The organism is Dactylosporangium siamense, from assembly GCF_016862795.1.
GTDB classification, from domain to species: Bacteria; Actinomycetota; Actinomycetes; order Mycobacteriales; family Micromonosporaceae; genus Dactylosporangium; species Dactylosporangium siamense.
The window spans coordinates 1-12826 of the sequence record NZ_BONQ01000169.1 but is presented as its reverse complement, the minus strand read 5'-3'; the positions used below and the strand labels follow the sequence as shown (position 1 = coordinate 12826).

The 12826-nt window shown below is 72.1% G+C and carries 11 protein-coding genes; 7 read left to right on the top strand and 4 right to left on the bottom strand.

Annotation, left to right across the window (positions count from 1 at the left end; genetic code table 11):
* Positions 1-118: 118 nt before the first annotated feature.
* Entirely contained in the window at positions 119-850 is a 732-nt protein-coding gene (locus Dsi01nite_RS50800; protein ID WP_203853717.1) for an isocitrate lyase/PEP mutase family protein, read from the top strand.
* 314 nt (positions 851-1164) lie between these two features.
* Here Dsi01nite_RS50800 and Dsi01nite_RS50795 read toward each other — a convergent pair whose 3' ends face one another.
* Positions 1165-2178, bottom strand: coding sequence for a LacI family DNA-binding transcriptional regulator (locus Dsi01nite_RS50795; protein ID WP_203853716.1), 1014 nt, complete (start codon positions 2176-2178; stop codon positions 1165-1167).
* 94 nt (positions 2179-2272) lie between these two features.
* On the opposite strand from Dsi01nite_RS50795, the gene Dsi01nite_RS50790 reads away from it, so the two are divergent.
* Genes Dsi01nite_RS50790 through Dsi01nite_RS50780 form a run of 3 tightly spaced genes read left to right on the top strand, consistent with a single transcriptional unit; the run spans position 2273 to position 4964 of the window.
* Positions 2273-2983 carry a cupin domain-containing protein gene (locus tag Dsi01nite_RS50790; protein ID WP_203853715.1) on the top strand — a complete coding sequence of 237 codons (711 nt, stop codon included), beginning with the start codon at positions 2273-2275 and terminating at the stop codon, positions 2981-2983.
* Between the two features lie 17 nt (positions 2984-3000).
* Positions 3001-4152 (top strand): Gfo/Idh/MocA family protein, encoded by a 1152-nt coding sequence (locus Dsi01nite_RS50785; protein WP_203853714.1) that lies wholly within the window; start codon positions 3001-3003, stop codon positions 4150-4152.
* Positions 4149-4964 (top strand): sugar phosphate isomerase/epimerase family protein, encoded by an 816-nt coding sequence (locus Dsi01nite_RS50780; protein ID WP_203853713.1) that lies wholly within the window; start codon positions 4149-4151, stop codon positions 4962-4964. The genes Dsi01nite_RS50785 and Dsi01nite_RS50780 overlap by 4 nt, the downstream gene beginning before the upstream one ends.
* A gap of 63 nt (positions 4965-5027) precedes the next feature.
* Here the strand turns inward: Dsi01nite_RS50780 and Dsi01nite_RS50775 are convergent, their stop codons facing one another.
* A complete protein-coding gene (locus tag Dsi01nite_RS50775; RefSeq protein ID WP_203853712.1) occupies positions 5028-6401 on the bottom strand; it encodes a serine/threonine-protein kinase in 1374 nt (457 codons plus the stop codon).
* A 242-nt stretch (positions 6402-6643) separates the two neighbouring features.
* Positions 6644-7102 (bottom strand): MarR family winged helix-turn-helix transcriptional regulator, encoded by a 459-nt coding sequence (locus Dsi01nite_RS50770; protein WP_203853711.1) that lies wholly within the window; start codon positions 7100-7102, stop codon positions 6644-6646.
* A gap of 271 nt (positions 7103-7373) precedes the next feature.
* On the opposite strand from Dsi01nite_RS50770, the gene Dsi01nite_RS50765 reads away from it, so the two are divergent.
* Positions 7374-8357, top strand: coding sequence for a Kelch repeat-containing protein (locus tag Dsi01nite_RS50765; RefSeq protein WP_203853710.1), 984 nt, complete (start codon positions 7374-7376; stop codon positions 8355-8357).
* A 177-nt stretch (positions 8358-8534) separates the two neighbouring features.
* Here Dsi01nite_RS50765 and Dsi01nite_RS50760 read toward each other — a convergent pair whose 3' ends face one another.
* Positions 8535-9278, bottom strand: coding sequence for a DUF72 domain-containing protein (locus Dsi01nite_RS50760; RefSeq protein WP_203853709.1), 744 nt, complete (start codon positions 9276-9278; stop codon positions 8535-8537).
* A gap of 133 nt (positions 9279-9411) precedes the next feature.
* Here Dsi01nite_RS50760 and Dsi01nite_RS50755 point away from each other — a divergent pair, with 133 nt between their 5' ends.
* The gene (locus tag Dsi01nite_RS50755) at positions 9412-9573 is read left to right on the top strand and encodes a hypothetical protein (RefSeq protein WP_203853708.1); all 162 of its coding nucleotides are present in this window, start codon (positions 9412-9414) and stop codon (positions 9571-9573) included.
* Positions 9574-10037: 464 nt separating this feature from the next.
* Positions 10038-12785, top strand: a complete 2748-nt coding sequence (locus Dsi01nite_RS50750; RefSeq protein WP_239137002.1) for an ATP-binding protein — start codon at positions 10038-10040, stop codon at positions 12783-12785.
* The last annotated feature ends 41 nt before the right edge of the window (positions 12786-12826 follow it).

Below are 12826 nucleotides of genomic sequence, written 5' to 3'. Positions count from 1 at the left end.
CCGCGGCGGTAGGTGGTGCGGTGGGCGATGGTGCGGCGGGCGGTGGTGCGGAGGCCGACGGAGCTGAGGCTGACGGTGCGATGGCCGACGGTGCGATGGTCGACGGCGGTGATGGGCGGTGAACGACTTCCGCTCGCTGCACCGCGCCGGTGACCCGCTCATCCTGCCGAACGCCTGGGACGTCGCCTCAGCCCGGCTCCTCGCCGGTGCGGGCTTCCCGGCGATCGGCACGACCAGCCTCGGCGTCGCCGCCGTCAACGGGCTGCCCGACGGGGAAGGTGCCACTGACGCCGACACGTTGCGCCTCGTCCGGAGGATTGCCGGGCTGCCGTGCCACGTGACGGTCGACATCGAGCGTGGGTCGGTCGCCGCGGCGGTCGCGGTCGCCGCGGCCGGAGCTGCCGGGATCAACGTCGAGGACGCGATGGGGCCGGTCGAGCCGCAGGTGCGCCTGATCCGGGCGGTGAAACGGGAGCTGCCTGGGCTGTTCGTCAACGCCCGGACCGACACGCACTGGCAACGGGTCGGGGACCTGGCGGAGACGCTGCGGCGGGTGAGGGCGTACGCGGACGCGGGCGCCGACGGGATCTTCGTCCCGGGGTTGCGTGAGCCGGGGGACATCGCGGCTGTCGTCCGTGCGGTGGATCTGCCGGTCAATGTGCTGCACGACCCTTGCGGACCCACGCTTGGCGAGTTGACGGGGCTGGGGGTGCGGCGGGTGAGCACCGGATCGCTGCTGTTCCGGGTGGCGCTCGCGGCGACCGTCGAGGCCGCCCGCGCGGTCCGTGACGGCACCCCGGTCCGCACCACCGGGCTGCCCGGCTACGCCGAGATCGCCGCCGCCCCATGAGGCCCGCCGCGCTTCGCGCGACCCACTGTCCGCGGAGCCCTCCCAATGCGGGGAATTCGGCCGTGATCCAAGGATGGATCGGGCTGTACGGACGACCATCAGGCGAAGGTCAACGAAGGTCTTGTCCAGCGGCTGATGGCGCGACAAGCCGAACGGCCGCCGGAGCCAGGCGCCAGGGGAGTGGATCTTCCCCGTGATCGAAGTCGCCGGCCGGCTGTCCACACAGCCCGTGCACGACTTCGATCAACGGACAAGGGCGGCGTCTGGGAGTACCGAAGCCGCCAGGAACGTGCAGATCACCGCAAAGCAACCAGTCAGGTCAGCGGGGCTGAGGACTCCCGGTGCACCAGTGTTGCCAGGGCCGGTTCGACCCGAGGGGTCCGGGCCCGGTCCTCCAGCGCGAGCGTCATCGCCCGCGCGCCCATCTCCGTCAGCGGCAGCCGCACGGTGGTCAGCGCCGGTGTCACGTCCCTGGCGATCGGCATGTCGTCGAACCCGACCACGCTCATCTGGGACGGCACCGCGATGCCCCGCTCCCGCAGCACGCTGAGCGTGCCGACGGCCATCGAGTCGTTCAGGGCCACGATCGCGGTCAGGTCGGGCGAGTCGTCCAGCAGCTGCCGGGTCGCGGCGGCCCCGCTGTCGCGGTCGAAGTCGGCGAAGACGATCCGGCGCTGGGGCAGGGTCCGGCCGTACTGGCGGGCGGCCCGGCGCAGCCCGGCGAGCCGGTCGGTGGTCGTGGTCAGCACCTTCGGGCCGGCGATGACCCCGACCTTGCGGTGGCCGCCGCCGAACACCTCGACGCCGGCGAGGTGCCCGCCGTCGGCGTTGGCCGGCATGACCGCGTCGCCGGGCAGCTCGTGCCGGCCGATGACGCTGACCCTGCCGCCGGTGCGGGTGTATGCGCCCAGTTTGCCCGTCAACGCCTTCGTGAACGCGGGGTCGTGGTAGCCGGAGCCGGCCAGGATGATCGCCGCGACCTGCTGGGCCCGCAGCAGCTCCACGTATTCCAGCTCGCGGGACGGGTCGCGGTAGCTGTTGCAGATGATGACGAGCCGCCCGTTCGCGGTGGCGACCTGTTGCAGGCCTCGGGTGATCTCGGCGAAGTACGGGTCGGACACGTCGTGCACGATGACGCCGACCGCGGTGCGCTGGGCCCTGGCGAGGAACTGGGCGTGCGCGTTGGGCACGTACTGCAGCTCGTCGACGGCGCGCAGCACCCGCTCGCGCAGCTCGTCGGTGACGAGTTTGGTGCTGCCACTGATGATCCGCGAGGCGGTCGCGGGGGACACCCCGGCACGGCGGGCCACGTCGGCGAGCGTCGCCATCGTCCGCCTCCTTCCATTGACTCGTTCGCAGCATACGGGTTAGCGTCGACATGACCAGAGGAAAGCGTTTTCCTGGCGTGTGGAAGGGGTGGCGATGGCGGACCAGATGCCCGGAGCGGTCGGGATCTCCCGGTTGTCCGTCTACGACTCGGTGGCGCCCGACGGGCTCCTGGGCGGGACGCCGCACATGCACCTCACCTGCTCGGAGGGCTACGTGGTGGCCGCCGGCGAGGGGCTCGTGCAGACACTGTCCGGCGAGGGCTACCGCGAGACGCCGCTGCGCACCGGCACCGTCGCCTGGTTCCCGCCGGGCACCATCCACCGCCTCGTCAACCAGGGCGGCCTGCAGATCGTCGTGGTCATGCAGAACAGCGGCCTGCCCGAAGCCGGCGACGCCGTGCTGACGTTCCCGCCCGACTTCCTGGCGGATCCCGCCGCATACGCCCGGGCCGCCACGCTGCCCGAGGGCGGGGTGCCGGGCAGCGACATCAGCGCCGCGTTCCGCCGCCGCGACCTCGCCGTCACCGGCTTCCTCGCGCTGCGGGAGAGCGGGCCCGACGCGCTGCAGGCGTTTCAGGCGGCCGCCGCCAGGCTCATCGCACCCAAGCTGCCCGCCTGGCGCGAGCGGTGGGAGCGCGGCGCGCTCCAGGCCGCGCTGGAGACGGGCCGGCAGATCGACGCGCTCGCCGCCGGCGACGCGGGTCACCTCGGCCGGGGCGGCATCAACGTGCTGCCCGCGCCGAGCGAACACGGCCGGCACGGCATGTGCGGCCTGCTCGACACGTACCACGCAACCGTCGCATGAGGAGCCTGAGGAGTCCTGTGTCCCGCATCCCGATCGGTATCGTGCTCAACGGCGTCACCGGCCGCATGGGGTACCGCCAGCATCTTGTCCGCTCCCTGCTCGCCATCCGCGAGGCGGGCGGCCTGCCGTCCCGCGACGGCTCACTGATCTGGCCGGAGCCCGTCCTCGTCGGCCGCAACGCCGACAAGCTGGCGCAGCTGGCGGCAGCTCACGGCCTGACCGAGTGGACGACCGACCTCGACGCCGCGCTCGCCCGGCCCGACGTGCAGATCTACTTCGACGCGCAGGTGACCCAGCAGCGGGAGAAGGCGATCCGCGCGGCCATCGACGCCGGCAAGCACATCTACACCGAGAAGCCCCTGGCCGACGACACCGACGCCGCGGTCGCGCTCTGCCGTGCCGCGCGGGCGGCCGGTGTCAAGCACGGGGTGGTGCAGGACAAGCTGTTCCTGCCCGGGCTGCGCAAGCTGAAGCGACTCATCGACGGTGGATTCTTCGGCCGGATTCTGTCGGTACGCGGCGAGTTCGGCTACTGGGTCTTCGAAGGTGACTGGCAGGCCGCGCAACGCCCGTCGTGGAACTACCGCACCGCGGACGGGGGCGGCATCGTGGTGGACATGTTCCCGCACTGGCAGTACGTGCTGGAGCAGCTGTTCGCGCCCATCCGCTCCGTGCAGGCGACCGTCGCGACCCACATCCAGACCCGGGTGGACGAAAGTGGCACGCCGTACGAGGCGACCGCCGACGACGCGGCCTACGGCACGTTCGAGCTCGAGGGCGGCATCGTGGCGCAGATCAACTCCTCGTGGACGGTCCGGGTCCGCCGTGACGAGCTGGTCGAGTTCCAGGTCGACGGCACCCACGGCAGCGCCGTCGCGGGCCTGCGGGAGTGCCACGTCCAGCACCGCGGGACGACGCCGAAGCCGGTGTGGAACCCGGACCTGCCCGTCACCGAGCCGTTCCGCGCGCAGTGGCAGGCGGTGCCGGACAACGAGCCGTTCGACAACGGCTTCAAGGCGCAGTGGGAGCTGTTCCTGCGGCACGTCGTGGACGGCACCGACTTCCCGTGGGACTTCGCCGCCGGCGCCCGTGGCGTCCAGCTCGCCGAGCTCGGCCTCCAGGCCGCTCGCGAGGGCCGCCGCGTCGAGATCCCGGCCCTCGACCTGTGAGCGGCGGGCTCGACCGGTTCTCCCTCAACCAGGCCACCACGAAACGCTGGCCGGTCGAAGAGACCGTCAACGGCTGCGTGAAGCAGGGCGTCTCGCAGCTCGGGCTGTGGCGCGACCAGGTCGACACGTTCGGTCTCGAACGCACCGCCGCCCTGGTCCGCGCGGCGGGCATGAGCGTGACGACCCTGTGCCGGGGCGGGTTCTTCACCACGCCCGGCTGGTTGGACGACAACCGGCGCGCCATCGACGAGGCGGCGACGCTGGGCGCGCCGGTGCTCGTCCTGGTCAGCGGCGGGCTCCCCGAGGGCAGCCGGGACCTGGACGCGGCCCGCCGCACCGTCGGTGACGCGATCGGCGAACTGGTCCCGCACGCCGAGGCGGCCGGAGTGCAGCTGGCGATCGAGCCCCTCCACCCGATGTTCGCCTCGGACCGCTGCGTGGTGTCGACCCTGTCCAACGCGCTGGATCTCGCGGCGCCGTTCCCGCCGGCGGCGGTGGGAGTGGCCGTCGACACGTATCACCTGTGGTGGGACGACCAGGTCTGGACGCAGCTGGCCAGGGCCGGCGCCGAGGGACGGATCGCCTGTTTCCAGGTGGCCGACTGGATCACGCCGCTGCCGGAGGGCGTGCTGCTCGGCCGCGGGCTGCCCGGCACCGGCTGTGTCGAGCTGCGCCGCTTCCGCGAGGCGGTCGACGCGACCGGGTACACCGGCCCGATCGAGGTCGAGGTCTTCCATGAGGCCGTCTGGTCCCGCCCGGGCGCCGACGTCCTCGCCGAGTCGATCGAGGGTTACCTCACGCACGTGCTCTGACCGGAGACGAAAACGGGAGCGGTACCCCCATCAAAGGGTGCCGCTCCCGAACCGTGTGGAGCGTCAGGGCACGGTGTTGCCACCGGGGTCCGGGTCAGCGGAGCTCGGCGGCGCGCTGGTCGGTGCGGTCGTGGTCGGTGCCGCGCTGGTCGGCTCGGTGCTCGGCGTCGGCGGCGTCGTGGTCACCGTGGGAACCACGGTCGAGGTGGCCGACGCGACCCCGGAGACCGTGGGGATCACCTGGGGACCGTTGGTCGGGTTGCCCACCGTGGTCGTGGAGCCCGCGTTGGGCCGCTGGCCGGCGGTCACGTTCGGGTTGGGTGCCGGGGACAGGTTGGTGCCGACCTCGTCGCCGCTGGTGCTGCCGCGGTGGGTGCCGGGGTCGGACTTGCCGCCCATCATGTCCGAGGTGGTCTCGGCCGCGGCGAAGACGAGCGCCAGCGCCATCGGCACCGCGATCGCCATCGAGGTCACCCGGCGGCGCGACATCGTGGTGGAGCCCCGCAGCCAGCGGCGCTGCGCCGGCAGGGGCGCCGCGTCGAGGTCGTCGACGGCGAGCCCGAGCAGCAGCTGCCGGGCGTCGGGCCGGTCCAGGGCGTCGCGGCTGAGCGCGGCGGCGACGAGCTCCCGGACGGGGTCGGGGATGCCGTTGAGGTCGGGCTCGCCCTCGAGGATCTTCCAGGCACGGGCCGCGGCCTCCTCGCCGCCATACGGGTGGCGTCCCGTCGCCGCGAACGCGACCAGGCAGCCCCAGCCGAAGATGTCCATGGCGGCCGTGGGCTCCTCGGCGCGCAGCTGCTCGGGGGAGGCCCAGCCGAGGCTGCCGACGATGTTGCCGGTGCCGGTGATGTCGCTCGCGGCGTCCATCGCGCGGGCGATGCCGAAGTCGATGATCCGGACACCGCCGAGGGTGACCATGAGGTTGCTCGGCTTGAGGTCGCGATGGACCAGGCCGACGTTGTGGATGGCGGCGAGCGCGGCCGCGACGCCGAGCGCGACGCTGTGCAGCATCGCCGGGTCGAGCGGGCCGTCGTCGGCGACGAGCCGGGACAGCGGGATGCCCTCGAGATACTCGGTGACCAGATATGGCCGGTCCTCGTGCATCCCCGAGTCGAGCACCCGGGCGGTGCAGAAGCCGGGGACCCGCTGCGCGGCCCTGACCTCGCCGGCGAAGCGCACCCGGAACCGGGGGTCGCGGGCGAGGTGCGCGTGGACCAACTTCACCGCGACGCGCGAGCCGTCGGAGGACTGGGCCAGGTAGACCGTGCCCATGCCGCCGACGCCGAGCTGACCGATCAGCCGGTAGTCGTCGATGCGGATGGGATCGTTGTTGTTGAGGTCCCCGATGGCGGCGCGACGTGACGGCGCGGCCGAGCGCAGCGGCAGGTCCGGCGTGCCGGACTCACCGGCGCCGTCGTGCTTGCCAGCCTCGGTCATCGGGGTCCTTCCAGCAACTCGGCACAGGTCTCATGCAGTCTGATCCGTCCACCGCAAGATGGAAAGACCACCCTGGATGCAACCCTCGTGTCCGTTCGGACACATTTGCACCGGGCGGCATCCGCGCATGGTGCCCCGACAGTAGTCGAGATGCGGGCAGACGTCCGCGCCGGAGGTCACACCTCTTGACCTGCTCCGTCCAACGACTGACACCCGGTCGGATGACGCGGATGTGCGCCACTTCAGCGTGGTCGCTCCAGGTGAGCGATCATTCCACGCAGCGCAGTCGTGACGACGGCGAGTTGTGCCGGCTCCAGATAGGAGAGGGCGAACACCTCCTCGCTCTGTGACTCGGGCAGCAGCTCACGGATGAGCCGCTGGCCCTTGCGGGTCAGTTGCAGCACGACCAGCCGGCCGTCGTCGGGGTGGTCGCTGCGGCGCACCAGCCCCCGGCCGGACAGTGTGTCGACGACGCCGGTCAGCGTGGCCTTGGAGATGCCCGCCTGCTCGGCGACGTGCCTCGTCTCCATCCTCCTGGCCGCCGCGACCGTGCGCAGCACCACGAAGCCGGTCCACGTCAGCTGCCGCGGCCGCAGCACCACCTGCTCGACGTGCTGCCGGACGGCGTTGGCCGCCCGATGCAGGTGCAGCACGGTCTCCGTCGCCGACGAGTGCGCGGCGATGTCCTGCGTAGCGGTCACCGTTCGTCACGCAGACGCTCATGTTGTGACACGACACCTCGCATGCCCATGTGGCGGCCCCCCTCCGGTCCCCATAGAGCACACAGAATATCGGGAACATAGCGGCTCCGTTGTCCCCTCATCACCCTCAGCGATTCTTTGAACGCAATAAGTAGACCGACTTCGGGGCATCTGTCGGTTTTGTCCAACCAATTCATCGGCTATCGGATGAATTGAAACTTCTGAAGCGCGCAGCTGTACCGGTCGGCGCCGCATCGACGACACTGGAACCATGCGGGTCGCACTGCTGGCCGCCGCAATGCTGCTCGGGCTGACCGCCTGCGACGGTCCGTCCGATCCCACCCATCCCACCACTCCGGCAGCAACCGGCACAAACCAGGCCACCAGTCCGTGGCGGAGACTGCCCGACGCGCCCTCCGAGCGCACCGAGGTCGCCGCCGCGGTCACCGGGACGCGGATCGTGGTCGCGGGCGGGTACCAGCGCGACGGCGGCAGCGTCAAAACCGTCGAGATCTACGACACCGCCACGCGCGCCTGGAGCACCGGGCCGCCGCTGCCGCTCGCCGTGAACCACGCGATGGCCGCCTCGGTCGGCGGCGTGGTCTACGTGTTCGGCGGCTACCTCGGCGACGGCACCCCGAGCGCCGCGGCGTTCAAGCTGGCCGCCGACCTGGGCCGGTGGGAGTCGGTGGCGGACCTGCCGGAGGCACGCGGTGCCGGTACCAGCGCCGCACTTGGCACTTCGATCTTCGTGGCGGGAGGCATCGGCCCCGGCAAGGACGTCCTGGCCGGCTCCATGCTCGTCTACGACAGCGGGACCGACCGGTGGCGCTCCGCACCCGGACCACCCACGCGGCGTGAGCACCTCGGCGGCGCGGCCGCGGGCGGGCTGTTCTACACCGTCGGCGGTCGCACGGGCGCGGGCAACCTGGCCACCGTCGAGTCCTACGACCCGGCCACGGGCGCCTGGACCAGACGCCCCGACCTGCCGACCGCGCGCGGCGGCCTCGCCGCGACCGGCACCTGCCACGGCTGGGTCATCGCCGTCGGCGGCGAGGGCAAGGCGACGTTTCCGCAGGTGGAGCTGTTCGAGCCGGCAGCGGACCGGTGGCGGGCGCTGCCGGACATGCCCAACCCGCGGCACGGACTCGCGGTGGTGACCGTCGGTGCCACCCTCGTCACCCTGCCGGGCGGGCCGATGCCGGGCCTGTTCGTCGCCGCGACCACCGAGACCCTCGACCTGGATCCGTGCTGATCAGTCCCCGTCGCGGTCTGGTCAGTGCTCGTCGCGGCCTGGTCAGTCCTCGTCGCGGCCTGGTCAGTCCTCGTCGCGGTGCCCGCGGCGCAGCAGCCGGTTGCGTTGCCAGACGAGGAACGCGAACAACGCGATCAGCAGCATGATCACGCACAGGAACTTGGCCATCGCGACAGCCTACGGCGGTCCGGCCCGGCCGACGTCCAGCCCCCGCCGCCGCGCCAGTCCGGCCAGCGTGAGGGCGTCGCGCACCGCGGCGCCACCGGGGTCGTTGTTGCAGTAGACGTAGGAGTCCGTGAACCGCGCCAGCCGGCCGGCCCACGTGTCCAGCGCGGTCCGCCCGTACCGCGGCCACGGCGTCGCCCGCCCCTCGTGCAGCCGCAGGTATCCCCAGTCACCGGTCGACCACAGCGGTGTCACCGGTCTGCTCCCGCGGTCCGCCCAGCTCAGCGCCGCGCCGCGGTCCCGCAGCACCTGCCGCACCTCGTCGACCCACCACGAGGCGTGTCGCGGCTCGACCGCCACCCGCGTGTCCCTGGGAAACGCCGCGAGCGTCGCGTCCAGCGCGGCCACGTCGACCCGCATGGTCGGCGGAAGCTGCAGCAGCACGGGCCCGAGCCGGCTGCCCAGTCCACTCGCCCGTTCCATGAGCCGGCCGACCGGCTCCTGCGGGTCCCGGAGGCGGCGGACGTGTGTCAGGTACCGGCTGGCCTTGACCGCGACGACGAAGTCCCCGGGCGTGCGGTCCCGCCACGCCTCGAACGTCGCGCGTTCCGGCAGCCGGTAGAACGCGTTGTTGACCTCCACCGTGCCGAACACGCCCGCGTAGTGCTCCAGCCAGCACCGCTGCGGGAGCGCGGCCGGGTAGAACGGTCCCTTCCAGTCCCGGTACTGCCAGCCCGACGTGCCGATCAGCATCATGCGGCACCGGGTACCCAGTTCGGGCTCTGTCGTCTACGTGTACGTACGTCGGTCGTGCGGCCGACTACGTATGCCACCCCGGTGGGATTAGGTAAGTGTTACCGATGTTGTGCGGACCTTACCGCGCGACGATATGAACACACAGATCGAAGAGGAGCCCGAAGTGAACATCCACCCGATTCTCCTGACCGAGCTCGTCCGCCAGCGGCAGCTGCACATGCTCGACGAGGCCAAGCACTGGTCAAGCCGTGTGAAGCTGCGCCGCCGAGCGAGCCGCTCCGGTGCGGCGGCCTGAGTCCAGGTCCGACACCCCGCAGCCCCGGACGCTCAGCGTCGACGGCACCCAACTCCTCCGGGTGCCGTCGACGCTGAGCGTCCGGGGCTGTTGCGCGTCCGGGGCTGATCGCCCGACGGGGCGGCAGCGGTAGCCGGAAAGCGGCAATGGCAGTGGCGGGTAGGCAGGGAGGCGAGGTGACTATGCGTGGTAGCGACGGACTAGGTAACGGGTCGCCGGCCAAGATACGTAACAGGTACCGATGGAAACGGCTCCTTACGCGACCAGGATGGAGACAACACCGAATCAAGGAGCTACGACATGATGCATCCAGTGTTCCTCTTCGTTCAGGTCCAGCACCGCCAGGAGGACCTGCTCGGGCTGCACCGCCGCACGCGGCGCGGCAGCGGGGACGACCGGCCATGGTGGCGCAGGTCGCGTCCGTCACAGCCATCGCACCGGCCGCCCGCCGGTAGGCTGGTGGCGTGCGGGCCAGCCGTAACGGAGTGAGCCAGGTGATGGTCGGCCGCGACGATGAGCTACGCCGGTTGCGGCGGCTTCTCGACGGGTCCGAGCCTTCCATCGCCATGCTCGGCGGCGAGCCGGGCATCGGCAAGAGCCGTCTGGTGCAGGAGCTGTTCACGGGGTTGCCCGAGACGGTGCCGGTGCTGGACGGACAGGCCGATCCCGGCACGCTGAGCCGGCCGTTCGAGGTGCTGCTCGACGCGATCGACAGCTGCCACCGCTCGACCGAGCTCGACCCGGAGCTGCTCGTCGTCGTCACCGACGCGTCGCGGTCGATGATCGACCGGATCCAGGCCGGGCTGGAGATCGTCCGGCTGCTGACGACGCCCGGGCCGTCCGTGGTCGTGTTCGAGGACCTGCACTGGGCCGACTCGGAGAGCGTGGCGCTGTTCGAGCGGATCGCGGACCTGCCCGGCAGCCGGCTGCTCATCGGCACCTACCGGCCGGACGAGGTGACCCGCCGGCATCCCCTGGCCGACCTGCTGACCAGGCTCGAGCGGCGATACATGGTCACCAACGTGCGGTTGGAGCGGCTCAACCTCGCCGAGACGTCGCGGTTCCTCAAGTCCGTGACGGGGCGGCCGCCGGCGTACCGGACGGCGCTGTCGCTGCACAACCGCACCGGCGGCAACCCGTTCTTCCTCGAAGAGCTGATCAAGGCCAACGGCGACGAGGACCTCGACACGCTGTGCGACCGGCCGTTGCCGTGGAACGTGGCGGAGGCGCTCCGGCGGCAGCTCGACGACCTCGACCCGACCGAGAAACGGATCGTCGAGGCGGCCGCGGTGCTGGGCCGCAAGGTGCCGTTCGACCTGCTCGCGGCGGTGACCAGCCACAGCGAGCCGGAGCTCATCGACGCGCTGCGTGACCTGGTGCGACGCGGGCTGATGGTGGAGACCGGCGACGACGAGTTCAGCTTCCGGCACGCACTGACCCGTGAGGCGCTCGTCGACGAGATGCTCGCCCGGCAGCGCCGCCGCCTGCACGAGCTGGCCCTGGAAACGCTGCTGTCGACCGGCAGCAAGGACTACGCGCTGGTCGCGCACCACGCCCGCGGCGCCGGGCGCTACCTGGACATGGTCGAGGCCGCCCGGCGAGGGCTGGCCACGTATCTGGCGATGGGCTCGCCGTATCAGGCGCTGCAGCTGGCCGAGATGGGCCTCGACGAGCTGCCCGACGACGTGGAGCTGCTGGCGTGCGGGGCCCGCGCGGCGTGGCTCGCCGGGCTCCTCGACGACGCGCAGGAGCTCGGCCGGCGCTGGCTCGCCGCGGCCGGCACCCGCGGCGAACGCGCCGACGCGCTGCGGCTGCTCGTGCGGCTCAGCTGGGAGATCGGCAGCAGCGGCAGCATGCAGGAACGGGCCGCCGAGCTGCGGGCGGAGATCGAGCCACTCGACGACGGGCCGGCCAAGGCGCACGCGTATGCCGCGATCGCGCAGGCGTACATGCTGCACGACGACACCGAACGCGCCATCGAATGGGCGGACAAGGCGATCACCCTCGGCGAGGAGCTGGGCCTGCCGGGCGTGTGGCTCGCCGGCAAGGTCGAGAAGGGCTCCGCGCTCGTCAACTTCGCGGCCGGCGTCGACGACGGGATCAAGCTGCTCAACGAGGCGGCGCAGGAGGCCGAGCAGGCGGGGGAGTGGCTGCTCGCGGCGCGGTCGCTCAACAACCTGTACAACCTGTTGCCCGGCGGCCCGGCGGACTGGGCCGCGGCGCTGGAGCGGATGCGGACGTTCGCGGAGCGGGCCGGGTTCGAGTCCCTCGCCGTCGCCGCGTACTTCCAGGGACGGGCCCGGCTCGCCGTGCAGGAGGGCAACCTCGGCGGGGCGCTCGCCGAGCTGGAGTCGGCCCGGCGGCGCGACCGGGGTCTGCTGCGCACCCGCAACGGCATCGACTACCACGGCGTGTTCTTCGCCGGGCTGCTCCTCGAGGCCGGCGAGCTCGACCGGGCCGACACGGTCATCCGCGGCATGGCGGAGGCGACCGACACCTACACGATGCTGACCCAGACGTCCGTGCCCGGCCTGCAGTTCCACCTGGTCGCCCGGCGTGGGCAGACCGAGCAGGCCCGCGAACTGCTCCGGGCGGTCCTCGACGCGGTCCGCGTCACCGGGGTCACCGGCCGCGACTTCGCCCACGACATCATCTCCGCCGGCCTCGTCGGCGGGCTCGGCGTCGAGGAGCTGCGGCCCGTCGCCGCCGCGATCGACGACCCGTTCTTCGACGACGCGTGGCGGTGGCTCGCCGACGCGCAGATCGCCGAGGCCGCCGGCGACCACGCGGGTGCCCTGGCCGGCTACCGGCGCGCCGTCGCCGAGCCGTCGATGCTGCTGCCCGCCACGAAGGGCTCCGGCCACGTCGGCGCCGCCCGCTGCCTGCTCGCCCTCGGCGACCTCGACGCGGCCCGCCAGCACGTGCGCACGGCCGAGCCCCTCCTGGCCCGCTGGTCCGGGTGGCGGGTCGCCGAGCTGTCGGCCCTGCGCGGGCGGCTCGGCCTCGGCACCCCCGTCGCCGGCGACCAGGCGCTGACCCCGCGCGAGCGGGAGGTCGCGGTGCTGCTCGCCGAGGGGCTGACGAACGCCGAGCTGGCCCGCCGGCTGTACATCTCACCGCGGACGGCCGCCGTCCACGTCTCCAACATCCTCAGCAAGCTCAACCTCGAGTCGCGCACGCAGATCGCGGCCTGGGTCAAGGCCGGCAGCTGACCCGTCCGGCACGCTGTCGGGCATGACCGTCTTCGTCGGCC